This window comes from Arthrobacter sp. SAFR-044 (assembly GCF_051965175.1).
Taxonomy (GTDB): domain Bacteria; phylum Actinomycetota; class Actinomycetes; order Actinomycetales; family Micrococcaceae; genus Arthrobacter.
Window position 1 is genome coordinate 59,353 of the sequence record NZ_JBQCMK010000008.1, and the last position, 25,210, is coordinate 84,562.

Sequence of the window (25,210 nt, forward strand, 5' to 3'; positions counted from 1 at the left end):
GGCTGGCGATCCAGGCTGGCAGCGGTGATGGAGGAAGACGGTGCGCAGCTAGTTGGTCTTCCCGAGGGCTACTTTTCCCGAGAAGCTAGGGCCGCAGCTGCTCGCATTGCCTTGCCATTGGTAGCTTCCTACTTCGTTTCAGGACAAACTCAGCTGGCGCCAATTGCAGCTTTCGCCTCTACCGATAAACACTCAGCCCTTGACGCGGCAATCGTGGGCCTTCGACTCCGCGTGGCGCTTGCTATGGGCAGAGAACTTGAAAGCATCCTAAAGGCAGTGGTAGCGAGGCCCAACTTTCGGTATGAGCTGACAAAGTCACAGAGCGTCGGGGCCGTTGTTGGGCAGTTAGATGTCACTGAGTATTCATTGTCCAGAGGAGTCTTGACGGAGACGGCGATCTTCCCCGTCCTGAACATAGAACGCGGCCGAGTCACACCTGAAAATCAACTTGCAACACACGCTGTGATCTGGCTCCTTCAAGAGATTCGGGATACGGCACGGCTCACCAATGTCCCCTTAGATAGCCCCGAGAAACGTGAATTGACCCGGCTCACGAAGGCCTTGAAGCGTTTCCTAGTTCTTCCGCTCTTTACCTCCTGCCTGAAGTCGGTGTCCCATTTCCGTACCGGCCCAGATAGCCAACGCCTAGCCCGCATGGTTAGGACTAGGCTCCGACGCGGTGAAGTGGCGTTCCCAGAGGCTTATAGACAACTTGTGGATTGGACGACTCGATTCGCTGAGGGAACTCTCTCCGAGGAGGGTGCCAAAGAGTGGCTTCACTACGGGCCAGCCTTTGACACTCGGCTCTTCGAACTCTGGTGTGCCAGCCTGCTTGCCCAGACCATAAGCGACGCGCTGCTGTTGGCAGAACCCGACCTCTGCGCCGGCTGGCGGAGCAATGGGGTACTTTACCGCTGGGAAAGGCCCGGGGGCTTGCTCGAGCTGGTGTACCAACGGTCAGTCCCGACCATCACTAATGGCGAACGTCAGCCTCGCTGGAAGCGCACGACTGGGGGCAGAAAGGATCTCGGCGGCATCCCGGATCTTGTGGTCAAGGCCACGAGCGCGGTAGGTGACGTGCGGCTTGTCATCGTCGACCCGAAGCTACGGCAGCGACAAACGGTTCCCACGGAAGAGCTATACAAGATCTTGGGCTACTTCGAGAATTACCAGCTTTCGGCTCAAGCCCTTGGCGCAGTGACGTATTACGAGCCGGTCAAAGAGGACTTGTCCCTAGATACGTATGAAACCCATGACAATGGGAAGCTTTTCGCCATTCCGCTGGATCCGTTGCGTCCGCAAGCTGGTAAGCAGGTTTTGCGACCCCTCGTAGAGTGCATCCTCGAACAAATTGGTTATGTCACTCCACAACAAAGGAACCGCGAGCATGGGCGGGCCGAACAGGAGGGGCGCCCTGAAGCTGTAATTTTATCCAGGCTCGAAGAGCTGAAGTGCGTCGAAGTTACACTCGGTCCTGGACTCGAAGCGTCGAGGGCTCGTGTGGAGATGGCGCTGGGAGAGCGACGGTGGGCGGCATTGACCTCGTCGACGCAGAACATGCTTGCCACATCCGAACATGTTGGCTTCACGCTTAGTCACACTGCAGACTACTCGTCTGCAGTGGTCGGGCTTTGTGCCGCTTTAGAAGTTGTGATGTATGACGCTCTAGCAAGTCCAGTGCTGGAACGAGACTCGAATGCAAACGATGGTCGGCACATTATGCTTGGAGCCCTGATTGACGGAGTTCAACACGGGCTCGTAGGAAAAGGTAACAAGCTTTCGAAAGCCATCGGAGAACATCTTCACAGTGCTGGACTAAACCAGCCCGAACTCGAAAGACTTGTTCCGCTGTGGTGGGACGTGAACCGAGAGTTTCGGATTCCAGCGGCACATCGCGAAACGATGAGTGCGCAACAGTGGAGAAAGGCTTGGCGCAGTCTGATTGGCTCTGGGCAGGTCCTTGGCGCCACCATAGACGTGTTAATGCTCTCAAACAGGAGTTCCGAGAACTTGAATACCTGAGGCCACAGAGGTTCGAAGCCAGGGACAGAAATTCTGCCCTCACGGAGCTTCGCACGCCTCGGTGTCTGCATAAGATGTGAGTCCAAGCTTGCGGTACTAGCAGTTAGAAAGGTGTAGCTCGACTATGGGGCAATTGGAGTCTGATCTGGGGAGCGAGGAGAGAGACTTCCCGGCTGATTCCGGCTCCGAAGCGGGTGCCTCCATCAGCTATACCGTCGTTGAACCGGAATTTGACCTTGACGCACTCTTCGCAGAGATGGAAGAAGTGGACCTAAACCGGGAAACACTCCTGCTGCCTATCGAGAGTGTAACTCTCCAGAAGTTCAAGCAATTCAAAGAAGTTCAAGTCGATATGTCCCCGGGGATAACCCTCATGGCTGGAGGAAACAATTCAGGGAAGTCATCGGTCTTACAGGCTTTGGCAGTGTGGGAGTTCTGTCGTCTTGCAACCCTAATGGAGAAGGGGCCGGAGGGTCTGACTAGGGAACGGGTTGGGTTCCAAGGATTTGGACTGGGTGACGACGAGTTTTCACCGATCAACATCCCTACCCTCAAGCACATGTGGACGAACTTAAAGCCGCAGCAAAAAGAGGTTGGGCAGGACGGATACACACTCAAGATCGGTTGTCAGTGGATTACCGGGCTCGGCCGGAAGCATCTGACTTTCGGGTTATCTCTGGCGAACGATCGTTTGTTCGTGCGCATTGAAGCCTCGAATCTATCGGCATTGGATCGTACCCCTCGAATGGCCTACCTCCCACCGTTCGCGGGTATCACCTCGCGAGAAGGGCGAATCAATGGGGCTGTGAGGAGGCGCCGGATCGGGGAAGGCCTCGCAGGGGCCGTCTTGAGAAATCTCTTGCTCGACATGTACCAAGCGAACGTTCGGAAGCGAGCGGAACTCCTAACCGCGGCAGCTCTTAAGGGCAGCGTGCGGAAACCACGCATCAAGTCAAGGGATTTGGAGGAGCTTCGACGGTCGGACCCTTGGGAGATCCTGCAGCAGTCTTTGAGAGAGGTCTTTGGTGCGGAACTAACAGTGGGGGAGTTCCGGGAGGAGTACCACTCGTACATCCAGGTCTTCGTGACGAAGGGCACGGTGAGTGGACACATTCTGACTGCGTATCCCAACTTCACTAAGCGCGACCTTATGGTGGAAGGAAGCGGTTTCCTCCAATGGCTGAGTGTCTTCGCCCTTGCAACTAATGAGGACGTCGATGTTCTTCTATTGGACGAACCGGATGCCCATCTTCACCCGAAACTGCAGAAGGAGCTCGTGAGGCGCTTGGGACTTATTGTTGCGGGTTCCCAAAAGCAAATCTTTATCGCGACTCACTCGAGTGAGATTTTGCGAAGCGCCGCCGCTGAAAGAGTAATGGAGTTCCGTCCTGGGAGGTCACCTCGATACCTCAGCGGAGACTTCCAAAAGGTGGGAATGCTGGAGGGAATTGGATCTGACTACGCGCCCCACATTGACCGCATAAGGCAGACTAAAAAGGTCTTCTTCCATGAGGGGACTAGTGACCTAAGCGTCCTAAAAACCATTGCGGACACGCTAGGTACACCGCTCAGTTCAGAGTGGGTTCCTTGGAGGACCACCCACGGACAGCGCGAGAGAAAGATGCTCTGGCAGGCGCTCACCGAGGACGTCCCCGGCATCGAAGCCATAAGTCTCCGAGACCGCGACGAAGGGGAGGTCGCTACTGTCGGTCCTAACCTTGAGGATAAGGACTCAACATCGGTGGCGGGCTTCAGGGCCCTTAAGTGGCGGAGGCGCCACATCGAGAACTATCTCCTACTTCCTTCTGCCATTGCCGGTTCCACTGGTTTGTCAGAAGACCAGGTGATCCGGAGTCTCCAAGAGGATCAAGGGATCTTCATCAATGGAGAATTCACAAGATCAAACGCCGCAAGCACATATCTCGAGGCGCGTGGGAAAGCCGTGCTGACGGCCTTCAAAACAGACGCGGTCTCAGTTGCGAAGCACATCGATGCACGGTTCGTCTGTGACGATCTCAAAACTGTTATTGCGGCTCTCCGCAATTAAGCACCCATGGCTCAATGTGTAAAAATGGCAGTACTAATTTGACCTCGGCCAGCGCTAGCAAAGTCGAGCAGGTGACCATTTAGGTAGGAATGTCCCATAACCTTGAGGCGCTTACAGCCTTCGATTTTGAGTCACTTGCAAAGACTGTGCTTGACGAGACTCTAGGAGTCGATCTCGAGATCTACAAAGCTGGCCGGGATAAAGGTATTGATTTACGCCACGCATGGGGTGGCGATGCCGGCCAACTCATCGTTCAGTGCAAGCACACACCTGCAGCTAAAATCGGTACCCTTCGGACACAGTTTAAGAACGTGGAACTCCCGAAGATGCTTGAATTAAAGCCGCAGCGGTACGTTATCTTCACGTCCGCCGGGCTGACGCAAGGAAACAAGGCTTCGCTCAAAGCCGATATGGCTCCTTTTGTTACTCAAGAGAGTGACATCTATGGCAGGCAGCAAATCGAGTACTTCCTGGATACGCACCCAGATGCAGTGAGATCACATCTCCGCCTTTGGCTGTCGAACAGCAGTGTGCTGCAAGCGGCGCTGAATCAAGACGTTGCCCTGCGGTCTGCAGATCTGATACGCAAAATTCGTGATGAACTCAGCATATTCGTTGATACTCCAGCGTTATCAAGGGCCCAGGAAATCCTTAAGAAGCAGCGTGTTTGTCTAATCTCAGGTCCGCCGGGCATCGGAAAAACAACGCTCGCACGTATCCTCTGTGCTGAGCTGATGGCTCTCGGCTATGAGGCCATCCAAGTCACGGGCAGAATCTCCGAAGCACTGAGATTGTGGCAAGAGGACAAGAAACAGGTTTTCGTTTTCGACGACTTCCTAGGACGGTCGGCCCGAGGTGACCAGGTTGAACGAAACGAGGACGACGATATACCCGCTTTCGCGGAGAGAGTTTATGCTGCAGGCGACAAGTACTTCATAATGACTACGCGGGGCTACATTTTAGGTCAAGCCCGCGACACCTACGATCGACTGTCCAGCCCGACGCTGAAGTTTGCTGAGTGTCTTCTAGAAGTACAGGATCTAGACCTGCGGTCTCGATCGCTAATTCTCTACAACCACGTCTGGGCAAGTAAGTTGACGCCCAGTGAGAAGTCCCTCTTTGCTGAGCATGATGTCTACTGGCCCGTCCTAGAGCACAAGAATTACAGTCCCCGGCTCGTGAGCCTTAGTCTGGAACGCTATTCGCGTGAGCACGAGGACAACGCAAAACTTTCGGCCCCTCAAATCATGCTCAGGAATCTCGATAACCCTGGGGAGTTGTGGGAACATGCCATAACTCGACAGCTCGCTGAGGAGCCCAGAGGAATTCTTGACGTTTTCGCCAGTATTGGTGCCCGGCTGCGTCTATCGCAGCTGAGAGACATCTGGACAGATGCGCTGGACACCGGGCATGTATCCACTTCGGAAGACAGGTTCGAGAGGTACTTGGGCGTTTTGGAGGGTGACTTTCTCGCCGTAGGAGGATCTGCCGGCTCTCCCACGATTTCGAGTGCCAACCCATCCATCGACGACTTCATGGCAAGCCGATTGCGAGAAAGACCACGGGTGCTGGCCGAGTTACTAGTTAGGACGCCCTCGTTCCGCCACGTCGAGGGCATTCACCGCCTATTTAGCTACCGCGCAGACTTTGGTGCAGCTGAAGTGGCCAAGTCTCCATGGAAGGAGTTTCTTCAACCGAAGGTGTTCGACGCCTATCACCGCTTGGTTGAGCAGGGCGATCCTCTTGCAGAGTCTGCGGTAATTGATGGGGCCGAAAGGTTCCGAAGATTAGTGCAGCTTTGGAGCGTGGTTTCCACGCAAGTCCAGGCAAAGATTGCATCGGAACTTACAGCTAGCTTGGTTGAAGACAGCGGCAGCAGCATGGACCTCCTTACCCTGGACTCCTTTGGACCGGCCGTGTCGTTGCTCGAAAAGCTAGAGGAGTTACCGGAGGAGCACGGTCTGTATCAGAGCTTGCTTCAGCAGCTAATTGATGTCGTAACAGAAAGCGCGTTCTCGTGGGACGATGCCAGGTCGGCTCTTTCCCACGTTGGGCGGCTATCGACGTCTGACAGCCGGCACCTGGAGTCCCTAATTGAAGAAGCTATGGAGTACATGGTCAGAGACGAACTTGCCTCTTGGCAGGACATCGAAGGTCCATACGATGGGGGAAATTACTCAATGGATCTTGAGAGCATGGTTTCTTACGCGTCAATGACGAGTGACCCAGAGAAGTTCTATCCGGGCTACGAACGTGCAGCTAGTTTCTTGGACAGGGTATCTGAACAGCGAGATCTGGATGCGGAAGGACTATGGCGAGAACCTGCGAAGGCTGGCCCTAGCTTTGACGTCGACCATCTCATGAGCGGTCTCGAATAGCACCCGGAGCGCACCGCCCAGCAGAGTTTGGTTCTCCGGCTGACGTCACCCCAGCAGCAACAGACTTAGCTTTGCTCGCGAGCGTCGGTCATTTTAAGGTACCGGTAAACAGTTGCACGTGAGGCACCGATTAGCTTTTGGATCTCATCCACACTATTCCCCTTGCTATGGTAGGCCTTCGCTTTAGCCACTTTGTCATGGTCAACTGTCACGCTTGGCCGCCCCGCTTTTCGCCCGTTGTTCGCAGCGACCGCCATGCCAGCCCTGGTCCGTTCAGCCAGTGTGTCGCGCTCCAGTTGCGCGAATGCCGACATCACTGTGAGCATTGCCTTTCCCATCGGGCCTGCGGTGGTAATGCCCTCTGTCAGGGAACGGAATCTCACGCCTTTACCTTCCAATTGTTCAACCAGCTCCAGCAGATTCTTCGTGTTGCGCCCTAATCGGTCGAGCTTCCAAATGACCAGCTCATCACCTTTGCGCAAGTGGTCCAGCATCCTGTCCAGTTCAGGTCGACTGGCTCGCGAACCGCTCACGCCATGATCTGTAAAGATTCGCTCGCATCCCGCCTCCTTAAGGGCCCTTGTCTGGAGCTCTGCAGATTGCTCTGCTGTGCTGACTCTGGCGTATCCAATGGTTCCCACGAGCCTCCTATGTGCGTCTCATAAATGCTTCTCTGTTTAAGTTTATGAGAATAGCATGATGAGACCCATTATTGAGACGTCGGCTGTTATATATTTTCGGTCTTTTCCCTAGAAGCGAGACGGGCCAGACGAAGTCCTTATAACCGATCCTTTAATGAGACCTTCTCAATGCCGGTATGCCGGTATGCCGGTATGCCGGCTCCGTCGAACGAATAGAGACTGGTGGATCGAGCGATGATGGGCAGCGCGATTATAGGTACAGGTCTCCTGCCGGTACCCCTAACCGAGGTGCCATGCGGTGCTAGGCTCGCGGGAAGGACGGTCACTTGCATAGGAATGGAAGAGGTCAGGGTGGGGAAATTGACGGAGTCGGATTTTAAGACGCTAGTGGATTCCGCGACGTGGAACATGGCCCGCCTCAGAAACGTCTCAGTGCAGGGGCTTGGTGTCACAGCAACGTTTAGCTCTGCTTCCGGGAAACAGACGTGGGACGCCCACTACTCCTTCGACCAGGAGACCGGAGATTTCCACTGCACGACGCCTTATCCTGACTCTGCGCAGGCCTGGATTTTTGGTGACAACATTCAAAAAGGAATCCGCGAAATCTTGGCGCGACCCTAGGTTCGCGAGGGAGTCAAGGGGGTGGGGGTACCACCCCCGCGCGCCCTTATTGCTCCCCGGTGGTGGTTAGCTCCTTTTTTTGTGTACGGGTTTAGAAGTTTCCCGTAACCACTGCATTGCGGGGCCGTTGACTCGCATGTTCACCAAGCCGAAGTCTTCTTAATCCTTCACAGGAAGAGCGAAAAGTCCGGAACGCCGCGAGATCTAGATTGCGGGGAGAGCTAGAAGTGCAGCACCTATCATCGTGCCAGAGCGGATTTCATCGACTAGATTTGTGAGCTTTTCGTCGTCAACCGAGTTGCCGAAGACGATGCCCAGGGCCTTGTGAGCCCGCACTGCTTGTAGCCACTTGTCACCGGTGGCTGGGAAGGGAACAAAAAGATGCTCTTCAGGTTTTCCGTCTGTCCCTCGTCCGAGAATTTGGATTTGTGACCTCCAGACCAGACAGCTCCACCCCCGTGACGCATTGGGTAAGAAATGGTCGGTACTGTCAGCAACCCCAGAAGGGAATCCGGCGGCAACCAACGCCTCAATGGTCCTCTTGCCTCGGTCGGCGTCAAAGTCGTCGAGATCTATTACCAGCAGTGCGCTATCCCTCACCACGAATGGAGAAATCCGCGGGATGGTGTGTAGCTTGACGCCGAAAGCCTTCGTTTTTCCAGGCGTCACTGGTCTCGCACGTTTACGAATCGCTGCCCCCAACATGTCGGCGACGGAACGGGAAGCGGTCGTAAAAGGATCACTCTGTGCCTGCCACTGCTTGGCAGGAATCCGTACTCCGATTAAGTGTCCGAGTTTAGCGAGGCGTTGTAGCTCAACCAACGCGTTTCCGGACAGAATGATGCGGTCTATATCTACGTCCCCGCTTACTACAGTTATCTCGCCCTGATGTAAGGCGAGGGTAGACCACAACTCGTTATCATTACGCATCTGTTGTTCCAGCATTGGGCTCCCGTTGCTGTCTAAAATAGCCATACTGTAAGTGGCAGGATCGATTTTTGCTGACCAATCACCAAGAAAAACAGCAGGTTTACCGACTGCAGTCATCACCTCCCAGCCTGCCGCCATAAGTCCAGCCACCCAAGGGGATAGTCTCTCTCCGCTGGCGAGAAAAGTTACTCCCGGAGAGTCCGGGGCCACAAATATCAAAGCTCGATTCTCACGAGCACCGGGAACTAGAATGCAGATGGAACTTACGTCGTCGGAAGGCGTCTCCGAACTGGCGCGTCCCATATAGATGATTTGGGATTCGGCACACGTGTCGTGGGCGAATACGATAACGCCTTCATTCAGATAGCTTTCAACCAAAACCGAGGCATCGTCTCCCTGAAGGGTTGAAACTTCAGCTCGGCAAATTGGACAAAGCCCTGAGGCGCCTTCTTTGCGTATGGCGTCGGCACGCGCTTGTCCGAGTGCCTCCATGACTTCGGGGGAGATTGCAAGTTGCCCAGGCATTTTCCTCTTCCGTTCTATCAACCGACCTCTGCCCCCAGAGTGGTCCTCAGATTAGCCCACCCGGTGTGGTATGAATAGGTCATGTTGCACCCCGACTTAAGAAGAGGGCAAAGAGCGATCCCGTATTCCTCTTTCTCGAGGATCCACTACCGAAAATCGGGGCTTGGGTCGCTCCCCCCTCACACGCCGGGGAGGAACTGTGGAGGCCAAGACTGATCAGCGGGTCCGACTCGAGGGCATGCAACTCCACCTGACGGCGGAACTCGGCCCCCGGTTGCCAGTTATCCTCGTGGTTCGCAATGTGGAGAATCTTACGACACTGCTGCGGACACTCATGGGCGTGGGTGTTCTACGCACGGTTCTTGACCAGCTACATGATCAAGTTCTCGATGATTCCTTCGGAAGTCAACTCATAGCTAGCCCTGGGGCGCCGCTTCACCTGACCAGAGACTCTCTCGTTGCCATTCTTGAGCAGTTCAATTTAGGTGAACACGTAGATCTTGACAGGGTATTGGCATCTGTCAATGGTGTTGGGTATGCCGGAAGTGCGCCAATTCGCAGTGCTTTGGCGAACGTATTGTTGGATTCTGAACCCGACGTTCTTGATACGCTGGCCGAAACTGTAGATGCAGAATGGCATCTTGTCAGCTTATCGTATAGAAATCCCCTAGACTTTCTAATCCAAATTGCTGGCCCCACAGCTGCGGCTGTGGTTGCGGGAGTCGCTTGGTTGATTACTACATGGCAAAAGTATAAAAAGACTCAGGCTGACATAGTGGCAGTCAATGCATCTACTGAAAAGGTGCGTGTCGAGACGGAAATTGCCAAGGCGAAACTGGGCGCTGAGCAAACGAATGCTGAGTCGGCGAAGGTTGCTCTGAGTAAGCAGCGAGTCGATCTCGAAGCCGCTAAGTTGGCCTTGGAAATGGGAAGGCTCGAATTGAGGACAGCTCAAGAGCGCCAACTAGACGCAGTTTCCCTTCAGGATCTGCGCGCTATCAATCCGGCAGAAGCTCCTATAGATGTCGCTTCGACTTACACCAGGGCGACTATTGCGGGAAGTCTCGGCACTCCTGTGTCTTCGGACAGCAGAACACTGCGGCGAGTAGCTGAAGTTGTCCGTAACCTCCCGGAGATTAGCGATGTTTCACTCGATCAATAGCGGCTGTCTGTTCCACAAGCATGCGTGAGATAGCGTGGTAATGCTCAATATCCAGCGGTATCCAAAGCTGCGCCCAAAGGGTCACGACCGCGCTGACCATCCCCGTTATAGCCAGTATGGTCTACGGAAAGGTGAAGGCATTGCCGACGCTCCTGTCATACACGAACGCTTGAAAGGTTTGTCGGGTATACGGAACAAGCACATTCCAGACCTCTGCCTCCAAGCGGGGGGGGGCAGGAAGAGACTGTTGCTGTTGCAGGGCCTGATGCATTCTGAGGGCGCTATCGATAAGGCTCCGCCGTGCCTGCTTTACCAACACAAAGAGGCGAATTGTGGAATGGCTTCGTTCTTCTAGCTCACTCCATGGGGTACAAACCTCAGGTGAGCCAATACGGCACCCCAGGCTCGATAATCAGCTCCGCGGTGAACACCGCTGCGCCCGTTGTACGGCCACGACTGTGCGGCCACGACCAAAGCCAAATTCTCTGCGAGGAGCTCGAGCTTTGACTCTAGCCGTGGCCTGACCCCGATTAACTAGTTCGTGGCATCCGGGACATGCTTAAGGTGTCAAACGTTGCGGGACTCGTCGACCTTACTGCTCGTGCCCCTTGACGAGCAGGCAGGACAACGGTGCCCCCGGTGGGCAAGCCCAAGGCAATCGCCAGCGTCAGCTCCTGAACCGTAGTCGCCCCCGTCTTCATACGGACAGGCCGTCCTGCCGCGGCTTCAGCTTTACGGAACTGCTTCCTTCGTTGGTTTTCTGCCTTGGTTACTGGTTCTAGATGATTCGGAGCAACGCATCTTGCGTTCACACATACATGGTCCAGTTCAAGCCCTGCCGGAATCGGTCCCACCATCATCTCGTAAATCCACCTGTGAGCCTTCCTGTTCCCGTTGTTTCGCCAGAAACGTGCGTAGTTGTCCTTATCCTTGGCTGCTATCCAGTTCCAACAGCCGGTCTCCCAGTCACCTTGAGTCTTGCGGAAGAATCTCTGTAGGGCGGGGCTCAGCCAAGTGTCGATTGGGTCATCTGTGGTCATAAGCAGTTCCTCAGTTGTTGTAGCCGTTGTTGTAGTTACCATCTGTTTTCTCTCTTTCATGGGTGAGCCTTTAACTCATCGTGGGTGGTTGCCGCGTATGATCACGCGGCGTCATGGGGGATCCGCGGTAACGATCGCAGGCCCCTGCTGGGCCTGCTGCTGAGCATGGAACCGAAGCCCCTTGGCGGAGGTCTTGGTCCGTAACCTAAGAACTTCTTCGCCTAGGCATCGCTTCGCTCGCCTTATATAGATTGCGGTTTTAGAACGGAGGTTCCCATGGACCCCATGGCGGGGATTGCGGGCACTCGGTGTCCAACGAGTCCCACCAAGCCAACTCGCCGTCGCTCCAGATCCGGCTGGTCATAGGCGATACCCCGGGCTGAGGGGGATGGATACCGCTTCCAGGCCAGGCCAGCTGCTGCACGGGCGAATTGTTGAAGCGGTACTTTGTAAGCAGGAACCCTGCCTCACGTGCCTTCGCGAGATGTGAGCTGACGGTCGCTTCCCGGATGTCCAGTCTTCGTGCTAGTCGCCTGCCGCTGACGGTAGTTCTACCCAACTCGTCAGAGCTATACAGCACCTCGAGCAGAGTGGCCCGCACCTTCCCTTTGAGTTTTGAAGCTTCCAGGTGTTCGTGGAAAGTATCAGCGGAAAATGCAGCGTCCTCACCTCCAGCCTCGCACCTCGGACGAGCCTGCTGGCGGCGAAGAAACCACGCCGGGCTTGATGGCTCGTGACGTGCCGCAGGGTGAACCTGATTCTGAAGGACGATGCGTTCCATAAAGGACCCCTGTGGCCGCTCGCCAGTCTTAGCGTGGTCGGCTTTGCATCGGCTGTTCCTCCGGAGGTTCACCCCCCTCAATGACCGGGGCGCAACCCCCGGCTTCACCCGGGGGAGTGACGTCACCAAGTCGTTTTGGTTTAGCCGGACCGGGCCGACGGACACTCGCATCCTCGTCAGCACTGTGGTGAGCGGGCGGTGCTCATTGATGTTTGCCCTCATGCGAAGCCATGTATGAGTCGAGTGCCGCTACGGAGTATCGGACGAGGCCCCCGATCTTGATGTAGCGAGGACCCAGCTTGGCATTATTTGCCAACCAGTGTGCAGGAACGTTGAGGTACTTTCCTGCTTCCTTTCGAGTCAGATAGATGGAGCTGCACAGATCGGCTTCTTGTTTGTCGTAGGAGAGTTGGGCGGGCATGTTCAGACTCCTTCAAGGCTTTTCGGTTTTGTTCATAGTTGTAAACTTTGATCTCACGTCAGTAAGATTAGGGGGACCGATTCAAAGTTGTCAACTATGAACGAAGGGACGGCCCTATGAACGACTACAGTGAAACTATGAAGACGCCCGACATTGGCCCAATGCTGAGGAAGCTAACGGAACAGGCGCGGGACTGGGAGTGGCCGACTATTCCTGCTCGTCCCCAGGAGCGCTTCTACGAAGAGCACGCTCTTCTAGGCTTCCTTGCTGAATCGGGGTGGGCAATTGGTATACGGCTGGACTTCTCTGATGAGGATTGGTCCGTGGCGGAGGTATTGGCTTTGCCTGGCGAAACTGCGCGGGGTTTGCCTGACCTTAATACTCCTGACCTGCGCTCCTACCTCGACAAGGCTGTCGACAGAGCCCGCATCAGGCGGTCGGCGATGATTGAAAACCGGGAACGAGCACTGCGAAACTCAGAATTCGTCGACTCTCGTTTCGAGACTTGGGCGGATAAGTCGATGCCCAAGGGCAATGTTGAATATGCTGCCCTAGCAGCCAAGTATGCGGAACAAGTTCGCCTTGGCAACTCGAAGGCTACAGCGACTCTTGCTCAACAGGTCGGCGTGTCTGCACCTGTGATGGCCCAGCGCGTCAAGGAGGCGCGACGTCGCTTGCTTCTTTCGAGCGGCGATCGGGGACGTGCCTCTGGGTCCTTAACACCGCTTGGCGCGCTCTATACTGATCCGGAATTTCCCGGGATGCGTGAGTTGTTCAAGTCCCGTATGAGGATTGGCGAGATCGCGGACAAGTACGGCCTAGATGAGCGTTGGGTGTGGGCAGGGATGCAAGCGGAGCGTCCGGACGGCGGCGGCCTACCCCTGGGTGAGTTCGATGAGTTCATCGCCTCAGTTGACGAGGGGCGGTAGGAGTGGCTGTAAAGAAGCTCGACTGGGCGGTTTCCTATACGTCCGCCTCCGGAAAGCGGCTTCGGAACGAGTACGACACGGAGGCGCGAGCTAGAGAGTTTGCGGCTAGGCAAGAGATTCGTGCGATGGAGTTGAGTCTTGACGTCCCTTCTGTCGTGAAGCTAAAACCTAGGCGTTGGGAGGCTGGGTTTCAAGACCATCAGGGCCGATGGAAGACAAAGCGGTTTGCAACCAAGGATGAAGCGAATGAGTTTCTTAACGGGCAACTGCGCGCGGTCAGAACAGGGACATATGTAGACCCCAAGTACGCAGCAGGAATGTCAGTGGGTGCTTTATTTGAGAGCTGGATTGAGCGGGTCAGGTCCGTGGGTGCTTCTGGGAGGCGTGCGGCTACTCCCAAGACGGTGCAAGGGTACGAGTGGCTCTACACACGGATGATCAAGCCATATTGGGAGGATTATCCCCTAAGTAACGTCACCTATGAGGGTGTCGCCGAGTGGACGAGGAAGATGATCGGCGTTAACGGCGGTGTTGCTAGCGCGGATACGCGAGCAAGAGCGACAAAGCAGTTCTCAAGGATGCTGGACCATGCTGTTGCAATAAAAGTTCTGCGTATCAACCCAGCTAAAGACTCTGTTGGTGGCCGTGACTATGTGCCCTCCGCAGGGGATCACCGGGAATCCGTCTACCTCACCCGTCCCCAGCTGGAACGTCTTGCCGCTTTCGCGGGCACGCATGAACTCATGATCCGGTTTACCGGGCTTACAGGGTTGCGGTGGGGTGAAGTAACGGCCCTAACAGTGGAAGATTTAGATTTGGGTTCTCGTCCCTACGTATCCGTCAACAAAGCGTACTCGGAGGTGAAGGGCAAGCTGATTCTGGGAAGTACTAAAGGGCATGCGAGCCGCGACGTCCCTCTTCCGGCATCTTTGGTTGCCGATCTTTCGCGCCTTGTTGTTGGTAAGGGCCCTGGAGCGTTGCTATTCCCCTCGGCGGAGGGACATGCCATGCGTAATTCGAACTTCACCAGACGGTACTACCAGCCGGCCCGTCTCTTGGCAGCTGGGTGTGTGGCGAGGGTGCAGACGGCGCTTGGAGTATCCGAATCAAGGAGGGGCCTCGCGGTGTTCGGCGACTCTATGCTGACTGCGGTTCTCGACTTTCAGCAATCGTCGGGTCTAGAGATCAGGCCAATGGTTGGGAAGGACATGTGGCTCGCCCTAGCAGAGTGTGTACCGGATTCACGAAGGCAATCCATGCTGGATTCAGCTCGCATCTCCCTAGTCCTGGGCGACTCCGATTTCCGGCCCCCCGTCTTCCACGACCTGAGGCATACTGCTGTGAGTCTGTACTTAGCGGTCACCAAGAACGTCAAGCACGTTCAGCGGATTGCGGGGCACAAAGACGCTACGACAACGCTCAACACCTACGCCGAGCTGTTCGAGGACGACTTCTATAGCGCTGCGGCTGGGCTAGACAAACTGATCGCCAGCTAACGCATCCCAGTGATCCCTTGGTAAAGCTCCGGTATTTTTACAAGCCACCGCGAGTTTCATAGGGAATAACGACGACTAACGTTCGACTGAAAATCGAAAGGTCACCGGATCGACGCCGGTCGGAGCCACCACTGGGAAGCATCAGTTCTTCGGAACTGGTGCTTTTCTTCGTTTAACCCCTCGTGAGTCAACGGCTGTGACGGCGCCATGTTGTCCCCGCCCCACGCTCCTGCTCCCTGGCTACACCCGGAAATTCCCTTGCGCCCGGCCCGCGCAGTCTTCCGGCGCATGTGTCGCAGCCTGGGGATAGGGTGGAACCAACAGAAGGGGGAGTGCCTGATGGAATACCAGAACCCGCAACCCGTGGTGCCAAGCCGTCCTGCCGCCAGCCCGGCTCCCGGTCCGGGCCGGACCGTCATTTCCGAGACCGCCGTGGCGAAAGTGGCGGGAATCGCCGCGCGGTCCGTTCCCGGCGTCTACTCCCTGGGTTCGGGCCCGTCCCGTGCCCTGGGCGCCATCCGCGACGCCGTCGGAAGTTCAGACCACGCCGCCGGCGTCCACGCCGAAGTGGGCGAAACGCAGGTAGCCGTGGATATCACCCTGGTGGCAAGCTACGGAACGCCCCTGCATGCGCTGGCCAATGACGTCCGTGCCGCCGTTTACCGTGCCGTTGAAGAACTGGTGGGGCTGCAGGTGATTGAGGTCAACGTCGAGATTACGGACGTCTACGTCCCGCCGCCGGTCAAGACGACAGCCCCTGGTGCTCCCGAACGGGAGGCGCTGCTGTGAACCTCACAGTGGCAGGCGCGGCCATGGGCGCGTTCGTGGCATTCATGTCCCTCCAGTTCGGCCTTTGGGGCTTCCTCGTTTCCCTTCTTTTCATGGCGATCGGGGCGCTTCTGGGCCGTGCCGCGGAAGGGAAGCTGGACCTGCGGGGCGTATTTGATGCCATCACCGGCCGGCGCTCTTCCTCATGAGCTCGCCCGCGCCCGATGTGCGTGGGCAGGCGCTCAGCGGCCATAACCGGATCAGCACGCAGGCTTTGACCAGCCTCGCCAAGGCAGCTGCGGCGGAGGCGTTGGGGGTCGATGCCCAGGACGTGCGGGCGGACTGGGCGGACGACGACGGCCTGCTGGCTTTGTCCCTCGTCGCCCCCATCAGCATCCCGCCTTTGCGGACCGTTGTACTGGATCCAGCCAGGGTCGATGGTACCGGTGGATCCATCTGGGACCGGACGGTGCGGGCCAAGGAAAGCATCCTGGCAAGGGTCTCGGAACTGAGCGGCTCCCAGTTGAGCCGGGTGGACATCCGCATCAGCGGTGCAAGGATCAGTACAGGAGGGCGGGTACGGTGAGCAGCAGCGTGGAAAACCGCCGGGCCAACAGCGGATCCCGGGGACGCAACGGCCCGGACATGCGTAGGGTGATTTACCGCGAGACCCATTCCTCCCGGGCCGTGGTGTCGGTCGTGGCCGCCGTCCTGGTCCTGGTACTGGCCGGTTACGGCGTCCTCGAATCCGGCGTGCATGCCGTGGGGCAGCCGGCGTGGCTGATCGAGCCGCAGGTGGCTGCCCAGCGCATCGTTGACCTCCCCGCCGGAATCCCTCCGCTGCTGCTGGTGGCCATCGGCGCCGTGCTGGCCATGCTGGGATTGATCTTCCTGCTCAACGGGGTCCTCCCGGGCAGGCGTGCGCGCCATCTGCTGGCCGGCGCGCCGGGTGAGGGGCTCCCGGCCGTTGTGGTTGACGACGAGGTCATCGCGTCCTCGCTCGCACGACGCGCGCGGCTGGCCGCCAACGTCACCCCCGAACAGGTCATGGTGGTCGTCTCCCAGCGGCAGGTGCTGGTGAATGTCCGCCCCACCTCCGGTGTGCCCGTGGATCCGGACACTGTCCTTGACGCCGTCCAGGATGAGCTGGACCAGATGCTGCTGGAGCCGGCACCTGCTCCGCGAATCAATGTGACCCCGTCGGGGGTGATCGGGGCATGAACAGCACCCCGGCACTGCTCAACCGCATCCTGCTCACCGTGCTGGGCCTGATCCTGCTGGGCACCGGGTTCCTCCTGGTGCTGCTGGCAACCGTTCCTCCGGTGGGCTCCTGGTGGCATTCCTGGTCCGCCGGAGCCTGGAACGGCATCAGCCGGCTGTTCGACTCCACCCGGTTCCCGGGCAGGCCGGAGAGCTGGCTGTGGATCGTGGTGGCGCTGGCTCTGCTGGCGCTGATGGGGCTCATGGTTGCCTGGATCGCCCAGCAGGGCAAGGGCCGGTCCAATCTGCTGGCCGCCGAATATGATCCGGGTGAGGTTCCCGGTGATGTCCGGATCGGCGGCGGGGTTGCAGAGCAGGCCCTCCGGCAGGCCCTTGAAGGACGGCCGGACCTTGCCGGCGCCACCGTCACCACTTATGACGTGAAAGGTTCCCCGGCGTTGAAGGTCCGGCTCCTGCCGCGCCAGGGGGTGGCCCCGCACCTGCTCGCCGCCGAGGTCCATGGACTTATGAACGCCCTGGAATCTGTGGTGGGCAAGGAGATTCCCGTCCTCATCCACATCGGAGCGGGCGCGCGGACGCGTTTCGGCCGGGCCGAGCGCGTCCGCTGAATTGCCTTCGCGCTGTGGAGATCAGGGCACCTGCCGCTCCCGGCCGCTCATGAGGTACACGGTGCTGTCCACGGGAACTTCCCGCATGCCGGCCCATTCGTCGGCCGGTTCGGGACCGCTGGACAGGACTACGGCATAGCCCTCGGGCACGGGAGCGGAGGCGAAGCCCATGTTGGACAGGACCACCACATCTCCGTTCCGGAACGCCAGCAGTCCGCTGTCCGGCGCGTGTTCGCCAGTCCATTCCACGCTGCCGCGGCCCAGCCGCTGTGCTGACCTGAAAGCCAGGGCGGCCCGGTAAAGCTCAAGCGTTGAGCCCTCCTCGCCGTCCTGCTGGTCTGCGGCCAGGGGGCCGAAGCTTTCCGGCTGGGGGAGCCATGGCCCGGACGCCTTGCCGGCGAGCGTTCCGGAGAACCCGAATCCGGGCTGGTCCTGCGTCCACGGCAGCGGGACCCGGCAGCCGTCGCGCCCAATTTCGCCACCATGGGTCCGGAAGAAGGTGGGGTCCTGCCTGGCGGAGTCGGGAAGCGTGGTGTGCTCGGGAAGTCCCAGTTCCTCGCCCTGGTAGAGGTAGGCGGAGCCAGGCAGCGCCAGCGCAACCAGCGTGGCGGCACGGGCGCGCGCAAGGCCCAGGGCCGGGTCGGGCTGTTCGTCGGCAGGGCCGATGCCTTTCGGGAACGTCGTGGGATCCTTGAGTCCGAAGCGGGTGGCGTGCCGCACGGTGTCATGGTTGCTGAGCACCCACGTACACGGAGCCCCCACAGATGCTGCCGCTGCCAGGGATGCGACGATGGCGTCGGCCATGCGTTCGGCATTCCACCCCGCCAGCAGGAAATCGAAGTTGAAGGCCTGCTGCATTTCATCGGGCCGGACATAGCGGGCCAGGCGCTCGGCCGGTTCCACCCAGGCCTCGGCCACCATCATGCGGTTCCCACCGTATTCGGCCAGGACGCGGTTCCAGTCCCGGTAGATGGCGTGGACCCCGTCCTGGTCAAAGAACGGTGACGGCGGATACATGGGTGACACTGCCCTGTGGGGTTCCTCGGCATCGGTATGGGCATGGGGCGCATCACCGGGCAGGTGGCTCTCCAGGCGGGGAACAGAGGTCCCCTCCACCATGGCTGCAACGCCCTCCCAGTCCGGAAGCCCCGCCTCCTTCACCAGGCCGTGGGCCACGTCCACCCGGAAGCCGTCGGCGCCGCGGTCCAGCCAGAAGCGCAGCACTGACCGCATCTCCTCCTGGACTTCCGGGTTATCCCAGTTCAGGTCCGGCTGCCGGGTGTCGAAGAGGTGGAGGTACCACTGGCCCGGTGACCCGTCGGCTTCATTCACGCGGCTCCAGGCCGGACCGCCGAAAATGGACTTCCAGTTGTTGGGGGCCCGGCCGCCGTCCCCGGATCCCGGCACCTCATCCTTTCCGTCCCTGAAGATATACCGGTCCCGCGCGGAGCTCCCCGGAGCTGCCGTCAGTGCCTCCTGGAACCATTCATGTTCATCCGAGGTATGGTTCGGAACCAGGTCCACGATGACCTTCAGTCCGCGGCCGTGGGCTTCCTGCAACATGGCGTCGAAGTCCGCCAGGGAGCCGAAGAGGGTGTCCACCTGGCGGTAGTCCGCCACGTCGTAACCGCCGTCGGCCTGCGGCGACTTGTAGAACGGTGACAGCCAGATGGCATCCACTCCCAGGGCTTCAAGGTAGGGAAGCCTGCCGGTGACGCCGCTGAGATCGCCCATGCCATCACCGTTGCCATCCGCGAAGGAGCGGGGGTAGATCTGGTAGACCACAGCGTCGGCCCACCATGCAGTGGAGGCTGGACGCGGCGCGGGAACGGACGGATTCGGCATTTGGTTCCCCTCTGATAACTTTTTGATGTAAACGCTTGCATTGCAGACAGCAACCTTACTAGTGTGATGGTCACCACATCAACCTCACCTAGCAAGCGCACTGTCGACTTACTTGTCACTCAGCGAGGAGCTTCAAGCTAATGAAAACCCCGAGATTCCTGCTTCCGGCTGCCACTGCCGGCATTCTGGCCCTTACGTTGTCCGCCTGCGGCGGCGGAGGTGGAGGGGGCTCCACGGGCGGTGGGGGCAGCGACGCTGACGCCAACCTCGACGGCCGCGGCCCCATCACGTATGTCCAGGGCAAGGACAACAGCAACGTTGTCCGCCCCCTGGTCGATAAGTGGAATGCGGCGCACCCGAACGAGAAGGTCACCTTCAAGGAACAGACCGACCAGGCCGACCAGCAGCACGATGACATCGTCCAGCACTTCCAGGCCAAGCAGTCCGACTACGACGTTGTGGATGTGGACGTTGTCTGGACCGCGGAATTCGCGGCCAAGGGCTGGCTGCAGCCGCTGAAGGACAAGATGGCGATCGACACCAGCGCCATGCTGAAGCCCACCGTGGACAGCGCAACGTACAAGGGCACCCTGTACGCTGCTCCGCAGACCTCTGACGGCGGGATCCTGTACTACCGCAAGGACCTGGTTCCCACTCCGCCCAAGACCTGGGACGAGATGATGGGCATGTGCTCCATCGCCACAGCCAACAACATCGGCTGCTATGCCGGACAGTTCGCCAAATATGAAGGCCTCACTGTGAATGCTTCCGAGGCCATCAACTCCGCCGGCGGCTCGGTCCTGAACAAGGACGGCAAGCCCAACCTGAACACGCCGGAGGCAAAAGCCGGACTGGAGAACCTGGCGAAGGCCTATGCCGATGGCAACATCCCCAAGGAAGCCATCACCTACAAGGAAGAGGACAGCCGCCAGGCGTTCCAGAGCGGCAAGCTCATGTTCCTGCGCAACTGGCCTTACGCATTCAACCTGATCACCACGGAAGGCTCGTCAGCCGTGAAGGACAAGACCGGCCTGGCTGCCCTGCCGGGCAAGGACGGTCCCGGTGCATCTTCCCTTGGCGGACACAACCTCGCGGTCAGTGTCTACTCCAAGTACAAGGCCACGGCACTGGACTTCCTGAAGTTCATGACGTCGGCGGAAACCGAGAAGTTCTACGCAACCCAGGGTTCGTTGGCTCCGGTGCTTGGCTCGCTGTATGAGGATAAGGAACTGGTTGCCAAGCTTCCGTACCTGCCAGTGCTGAAGACGTCGATCGAAAACGCCGTTCCCCGCCCCGTAACGCCGTTCTACCCTGCCGTAACCAAGGCAATCCAAGACAACGCATACCCAGCTATCAAGGGAGAAAAGTCAGTGGAAGCCGCACTCTCTGACATGCAGAAGTCCATCGAATCCGCCGGTGCGGGATCGTAGTTCTGCCATGGCAACCGAACTAGGCCCGACGCCGGTTAAGTCACCGGCGTCGGGCGGTACCCCCGTCCATCATGCGCCCAAGGGCGTAGGGGAGGACAACAGGATCGCAAGCCAGGGGCGTTGGGCCTCATGGCTGCTGGCACCGACTATCGTGGCGCTGGCTGTGGTGATCGTTTACCCGATCGTCAGCGCCATCGTTATGTCGTTCCAGAAGGACGCCGGCCTGGACCCCGCTACTGGCCTCTTCACGCAAGGTGGCTCTGCGGGCATCCAGAACTATGTGAACTGGCTGGCACAGCAATGCTCGGCACCGGGCGGCGGAACCGTCGCCTGCCCGCCGGGCACCCTGGGCGGCCAGTTCTGGTCCGCTACCGCCACAACGTTCTTCTTCACCATCGTCACGGTTACCTTGGAGACTGTCCTGGGATTCTGGATGGCGATGATCATGGCGCGCACGTTCCGCGGTCGCAGCCTGGTCCGGGCCGCCGTGCTGGTGCCGTGGGCCATCCCCACCGCCGTGACGGCCAAGCTCTGGTTCTTCATTTTCGCCTTCGAGGGCATCGCCAACAAGCTGTTCAACACCACCATCCTGTGGACGGGCAGCGAGTGGCCGGCCAAATGGGCCGTGATTATCGCCGACGTCTGGAAAACCACGCCCTTCATGGCGCTGTTGATCCTCGCCGGTCTGCAAATGATCCCGGCGGAAGTCTATGAAGCAGCCAAGGTTGATGGCGCCAGTGCCTGGCAGCGGTTCCGGCTGATCACCCTCCCACTGGTAAAGCCGGCGCTGATGGTGGCAATCCTGTTCCGTACATTGGATGCGCTGCGCATGTTCGACCTGCCGTACATCCTTACCGGCGGTGCCAACAACACAACCACCTTGTCCATCCTGGTGATCAACCAGATCAGGCAAGGCTTCAATTCGGCGGCCGCACTGTCCACCATCACCTTCATCATCATCTTCCTGGTCGCCTTCATCTTTGTCCGCTTCCTCGGGGCAAACGTGGTTGAGCAAAGCGGCGCCACAGGAAAGGGGAAGAAATGACCACGGCAACAGCAGACGCCTCGGCACTGCGGGCCCGGCAGGACAAAGGCCGCAAGGCCGCGCAGAACCGCGAAAAGTGGGCACAGGGGCGCACCTACATCAGCGCCGCGGTCATCCTGCTCTGGTGCCTGGCGCCCGCGTACTGGATGGTCGTCACCGCGTTCCGCGACGTGGGCTTCACCTACGACACGTCGATCCTGCCCAGCCACGTCACCCTTGACAACTTCAAGACCGCCTTTGATACCTCCTTCGGCAACAGGTTCGGCCAGGCTCTGCTGAACAGTGTGTTCATTGGCGCGGTGGTCACCGCCATCTCGCTGCTGATCGGTGTATTCGCCGCGTACGCCCTTGCCCGGTTGAACTTCAAGGGCAAGTTCCTGGTGCTCGGCTTCATCCTGGGGGCCTCCATGTTCCCCGGTGTTGCCTTGATCACCCCGCTGTTCCAGCTGTTCACCAACATCGGCTGGATGGGTACGTACCAGGCGCTGATTATCCCGAACATCTCGTTCGTGCTCCCGTTGACGGTCTACACCATGACCTCGTTCTTCCGGGAAATGCCCTGGGAGCTTGAGGAGTCAGCCCGGGTGGACGGCTGCACCCAGGGACAGGCCTTCCGCAAGGTCATCATGCCCCTGGCTGCACCGGCGATCTTCACCACGGCGATCCTGGCGTTCATTTCCTCCTGGAATGAGTTCCTGATTGCCAGCCAGCTGTCCAGCGACGCAACCCAGCCGGTGACGGTGGCCATTGCCAACTTCGCTGGTGCACAGCCCAACCAAATCCCGTACACGGCCATCATGGCCGCCGGGACCATCGTCACCATCCCACTGGTGATCCTGGTACTGGTCTTCCAGCGCAAGATCGTGGCCGGCCTTACGGCAGGTGCAGTCAAGTGACCGGCAACGGTTCCCGCCCCCGCACTCCGGGGGCGGGAACCCGCAGCCGGTTGGTCCGCTCGGGCGAAGACTTCGACATCATCATTGGCTTCCTCGCATTCTGGGCGCTGGTCCTCCTGGTGGTCACGGTGTGGATGGAAGTTACCGCCCAGCCTGCCCTTGGCTGGGCGCTGGGCCTGCTGGCAACCCTGCTGGCCCTGTATGGCATGGTCCGGCTGCGCAGGAAACTTCCAGCCCGCCGGTAGCTGGGGGACGGCGCCGGCCGCCCAAGCCGTGGCGGGGAAGGCGCGCGCAGCCACCGGGCCGGTTAACATTCCCTGCCCGCGGAATGGAAAAATACAGGGCCGAGGGTAGACGCAGGGCCGGCCGGCCTTACGCCGCAAAGGAGTCAAAGAGGGGGCCCACTGTGGCACGGACAACGGAAAGGTCCCAGCGGGGCGGCCATAACGGCGTCAGCATCGAGGACGTGGCGGCGGCCGCCGGAGTCTCAACAGCCACAGTCTCCCGGGCAGTCCGCGGACTGCCCAGGGTTTCGCCGGCCACCAGGGAGAAAATCCTGGAAGTAGCGGGAAACCTGGGCTATGTGGCATCTTCTTCGGCCTCCGGCCTGGCCACCGGACGGACCAAGACCATTGGCGTCCTGGCGCCATTCGTCAGCCGGTGGTTCTTCTCCAAGGCCATCGAAGGTGCAGACCGGGAACTGCACGCCCGCCACTACAACCTTTCGCTGTTCAATCTCGGGGGCCATGGCAGCAACCGGGAGCGGCTTTTCAGCAAGACCATGGTTTACAAGCAGATCGACGCCCTGCTGGTCCTGTGTATGGCGCTGACGCACGAAGAGATCGAGCACCTGCAGAAGATCGACATCCCGCTGATTGTGGTGGGAGGTCACGTGGAGGAATGCCCGTACATCGGCATCGACGATTACGCTGCCGCCTCCACCGCAGTCCGGCACCTCATCGACCTCGGCCACCGGGACATTGCCCTGCTGCACGGCGACGACGAGACCGACCTGAACTTCGACGTCCCGCGGGTGCGTATCCTGGCGTTCAAGGACGTCATGGCGGCGGCCGGCCTGCCGACGCGGCCGGAATGGGATGAATGGGGGGACTTCACCGTCCGCAGCGGCCAGGAAGCCTTCCGCCGCCTGTGGTCCCGGCCCGGGCAGAAGCCCACCGCCATTTTTTGCGCCTCGGATGAAATGGCCATGGGCATCATTTTCGAGGCCAACAGCATGGGCGTCAGCGTTCCCGGCGAACTGTCCGTAGTGGGCATCGACAACCATGACTTTGCCGACGCCATGGGCCTGACCACCGTGGGGCAACGCCCTGACGAGCAGGCCGAACTGGCCACCAAAATGCTGCTTGACGAACTGGATGGCGAGGACGGGGCAGTCCGCTCAGCCGTCGCACCCCACGAACTGATTATCCGGCGCACCACCGCGCCTCCCCGCAACCTGTAGCAGCCCGGGAACCAAAGGCCTACGACGCGCGCGCCAGCTGCCGGATAGGAATCCAGCGCGAAGCCAGCCGCCGGTAGGCCGCCGCAGCGCCGGTCATATCACCCTCCGCCAGGCATTCGATACCCAGCCTGATGTCCATAGGGGACTCGTCCGGGTACACCTTGTCCGCCACGGCGCCGTAGTCCAGCTCCACCATGGAGTCCACGTGGAACAGCTCAAGCCATTCCTTCAGCTGCGCCAGGTCATCGAGCATGTCCAGGTCCGGGGCGGCGAGGGCCAGGTTGGCCACCGCGTAGCGGGCCCGCTCCAAGGCATCGGTGATGGATGCCCAGACGCGCACAGTGAGGATACGGCCGGCGGCTTCCACCACATCCTTGCGGTCGGATTCCATGAACAAGGAGAACCAGCTGAACGGGATTCCCCAGGTGGACGCCCGGGTGTGGACGCGGACGGAACCGTCACGCGCCTTCATCAGGTCGATCCGCTCCTGGTGCCGGTCCCGCTGCTCCTCCGGAATCAGGAGCTCGGCCAGCGGGCCGTGGATCCCCTCCATCAGGGCGTTGGCGGCCAAGCCGGCGCGCAGGACAAGCTGGCTGGGGCAATACAGAAGGACGGGCTCAGTGCCGGCGTCAGCGTCGTCGTCGGCCGTTCCGCCTTCCGGCGACGGCGCCGCGGTGACGCGCACCAGGTCGGTGCGCCCGGTGGGGAACGGGTCCCCGCCCGACCGGGTAATCCGTCCCAGCGACGCCAGCAGTTCGGCGTTTTCGACGGCGGCCCGGGACACGGCCTGCGCGCCGGCCGCCTTGATGGCCGGGCGTTGTTCCTCCGGAAAGGCTTCCAGGGGCTCGTAGACGCGCAGGGTGGAGGAAAAAGGCAGGCCGGCCTGGCCCCGGTAGAGGTTCCCCGTCATCACGGTCTCCTTGGCTGGGTCCGGGGTGCAGT

The 25,210-nt window shown here is 59.3% G+C and carries 22 protein-coding genes; 16 read left to right on the forward strand and 6 right to left on the reverse strand.

Annotated elements, in window-relative coordinates:
• The first annotated feature begins 24 nt into the window (after positions 1-24).
• The 3 genes from ACTHQS_RS13500 to ACTHQS_RS13510 all read left to right on the forward strand — a co-directional run bounded on the left by ACTHQS_RS13500 (position 25) and on the right by ACTHQS_RS13510 (position 6,447).
• On the forward strand, positions 25-2,022 hold the full coding sequence (locus ACTHQS_RS13500) for a hypothetical protein (RefSeq protein WP_440169743.1): 1,998 nt from the start codon (positions 25-27) through the stop codon (positions 2,020-2,022).
• Positions 2,023-2,155: 133 nt separating this feature from the next.
• Entirely contained in the window at positions 2,156-4,069 is a 1,914-nt protein-coding gene (locus tag ACTHQS_RS13505; RefSeq protein WP_440169746.1) for an AAA family ATPase, read from the forward strand.
• Positions 4,070-4,158: 89 nt separating this feature from the next.
• Positions 4,159-6,447, forward strand: coding sequence for an AAA family ATPase (locus ACTHQS_RS13510; RefSeq protein ID WP_440169748.1), 2,289 nt, complete (start codon positions 4,159-4,161; stop codon positions 6,445-6,447).
• Positions 6,448-6,512: 65 nt separating this feature from the next.
• Here the strand turns inward: ACTHQS_RS13510 and ACTHQS_RS13515 are convergent, their stop codons facing one another.
• Both ACTHQS_RS13515 and ACTHQS_RS13520 read right to left on the reverse strand, forming a co-directional pair.
• Positions 6,513-7,088: a recombinase family protein gene (locus ACTHQS_RS13515; protein ID WP_440169751.1), complete on the reverse strand. Its 576-nt coding sequence runs from the start codon at positions 7,086-7,088 to the stop codon at positions 6,513-6,515.
• 825 nt (positions 7,089-7,913) lie between these two features.
• Positions 7,914-9,164 carry a hypothetical protein gene (locus ACTHQS_RS13520; protein ID WP_440169754.1) on the reverse strand — a complete coding sequence of 417 codons (1,251 nt, stop codon included), beginning with the start codon at positions 9,162-9,164 and terminating at the stop codon, positions 7,914-7,916.
• A 238-nt stretch (positions 9,165-9,402) separates the two neighbouring features.
• Between ACTHQS_RS13520 and ACTHQS_RS13525 the strand changes: the two genes are divergently transcribed.
• Positions 9,403-10,326, forward strand: a complete 924-nt coding sequence (locus ACTHQS_RS13525) for a hypothetical protein (protein ID WP_440169756.1) — start codon at positions 9,403-9,405, stop codon at positions 10,324-10,326.
• 530 nt (positions 10,327-10,856) lie between these two features.
• On the opposite strand, the gene ACTHQS_RS13530 is transcribed toward ACTHQS_RS13525, so the two are convergent.
• Positions 10,857-11,426 carry an HNH endonuclease signature motif containing protein gene (locus ACTHQS_RS13530; protein ID WP_440169758.1) on the reverse strand — a complete coding sequence of 190 codons (570 nt, stop codon included), beginning with the start codon at positions 11,424-11,426 and terminating at the stop codon, positions 10,857-10,859.
• A gap of 923 nt (positions 11,427-12,349) precedes the next feature.
• Entirely contained in the window at positions 12,350-12,568 is a 219-nt protein-coding gene (locus tag ACTHQS_RS13535) for a hypothetical protein (RefSeq protein WP_440169760.1), read from the reverse strand.
• Positions 12,569-12,684: 116 nt separating this feature from the next.
• On the opposite strand from ACTHQS_RS13535, the gene ACTHQS_RS13540 reads away from it, so the two are divergent.
• The 7 genes from ACTHQS_RS13540 (at position 12,685) to ACTHQS_RS13570 (ending at position 17,590) form a co-directional block, all read left to right on the forward strand.
• Positions 12,685-13,497 carry a hypothetical protein gene (locus ACTHQS_RS13540; protein WP_440169763.1) on the forward strand — a complete coding sequence of 271 codons (813 nt, stop codon included), beginning with the start codon at positions 12,685-12,687 and terminating at the stop codon, positions 13,495-13,497.
• 2 nt (positions 13,498-13,499) lie between these two features.
• A complete protein-coding gene (locus tag ACTHQS_RS13545; protein ID WP_440169766.1) occupies positions 13,500-14,993 on the forward strand; it encodes a tyrosine-type recombinase/integrase in 1,494 nt (497 codons plus the stop codon).
• A gap of 339 nt (positions 14,994-15,332) precedes the next feature.
• Positions 15,333-15,782: an Asp23/Gls24 family envelope stress response protein gene (locus ACTHQS_RS13550; RefSeq protein WP_440169769.1), complete on the forward strand. Its 450-nt coding sequence runs from the start codon at positions 15,333-15,335 to the stop codon at positions 15,780-15,782.
• A complete protein-coding gene (locus ACTHQS_RS13555; protein WP_440169772.1) occupies positions 15,779-15,970 on the forward strand; it encodes a hypothetical protein in 192 nt (63 codons plus the stop codon). Before ACTHQS_RS13550 ends, ACTHQS_RS13555 begins: the two co-directional genes overlap by 4 nt.
• Positions 15,967-16,347, forward strand: coding sequence for a hypothetical protein (locus tag ACTHQS_RS13560; RefSeq protein WP_440169775.1), 381 nt, complete (start codon positions 15,967-15,969; stop codon positions 16,345-16,347). Before ACTHQS_RS13555 ends, ACTHQS_RS13560 begins: the two co-directional genes overlap by 4 nt.
• Positions 16,344-16,982, forward strand: coding sequence for a hypothetical protein (locus tag ACTHQS_RS13565; protein WP_440169777.1), 639 nt, complete (start codon positions 16,344-16,346; stop codon positions 16,980-16,982). Before ACTHQS_RS13560 ends, ACTHQS_RS13565 begins: the two co-directional genes overlap by 4 nt.
• Positions 16,979-17,590, forward strand: a complete 612-nt coding sequence (locus ACTHQS_RS13570) for a hypothetical protein (protein ID WP_440169780.1) — start codon at positions 16,979-16,981, stop codon at positions 17,588-17,590. The genes ACTHQS_RS13565 and ACTHQS_RS13570 overlap by 4 nt, the downstream gene beginning before the upstream one ends.
• A gap of 21 nt (positions 17,591-17,611) precedes the next feature.
• On the opposite strand, the gene ACTHQS_RS13575 is transcribed toward ACTHQS_RS13570, so the two are convergent.
• Entirely contained in the window at positions 17,612-19,435 is a 1,824-nt protein-coding gene (locus tag ACTHQS_RS13575) for a glycoside hydrolase family 13 protein (protein ID WP_440169782.1), read from the reverse strand.
• Positions 19,436-19,575: 140 nt separating this feature from the next.
• Here ACTHQS_RS13575 and ACTHQS_RS13580 point away from each other — a divergent pair, with 140 nt between their 5' ends.
• From ACTHQS_RS13580 to ACTHQS_RS13600, 5 genes are all read left to right on the forward strand, one after another.
• Positions 19,576-20,865, forward strand: coding sequence for an ABC transporter substrate-binding protein (locus ACTHQS_RS13580; RefSeq protein WP_440169784.1), 1,290 nt, complete (start codon positions 19,576-19,578; stop codon positions 20,863-20,865).
• Between the two features lie 7 nt (positions 20,866-20,872).
• Positions 20,873-21,910: a carbohydrate ABC transporter permease gene (locus ACTHQS_RS13585; RefSeq protein ID WP_440169786.1), complete on the forward strand. Its 1,038-nt coding sequence runs from the start codon at positions 20,873-20,875 to the stop codon at positions 21,908-21,910.
• Positions 21,907-22,806, forward strand: coding sequence for a carbohydrate ABC transporter permease (locus ACTHQS_RS13590; RefSeq protein WP_440169788.1), 900 nt, complete (start codon positions 21,907-21,909; stop codon positions 22,804-22,806). Before ACTHQS_RS13585 ends, ACTHQS_RS13590 begins: the two co-directional genes overlap by 4 nt.
• Positions 22,803-23,051, forward strand: a complete 249-nt coding sequence (locus tag ACTHQS_RS13595; protein ID WP_440169790.1) for a hypothetical protein — start codon at positions 22,803-22,805, stop codon at positions 23,049-23,051. Before ACTHQS_RS13590 ends, ACTHQS_RS13595 begins: the two co-directional genes overlap by 4 nt.
• Before the next feature lie 161 nt (positions 23,052-23,212).
• Entirely contained in the window at positions 23,213-24,268 is a 1,056-nt protein-coding gene (locus ACTHQS_RS13600; protein WP_440169792.1) for a LacI family DNA-binding transcriptional regulator, read from the forward strand.
• Positions 24,269-24,287: 19 nt separating this feature from the next.
• Here ACTHQS_RS13600 and ACTHQS_RS13605 read toward each other — a convergent pair whose 3' ends face one another.
• Entirely contained in the window at positions 24,288-25,178 is an 891-nt protein-coding gene (locus ACTHQS_RS13605) for a hypothetical protein (protein WP_440169794.1), read from the reverse strand.
• Positions 25,179-25,210 lie beyond the last annotated feature (32 nt).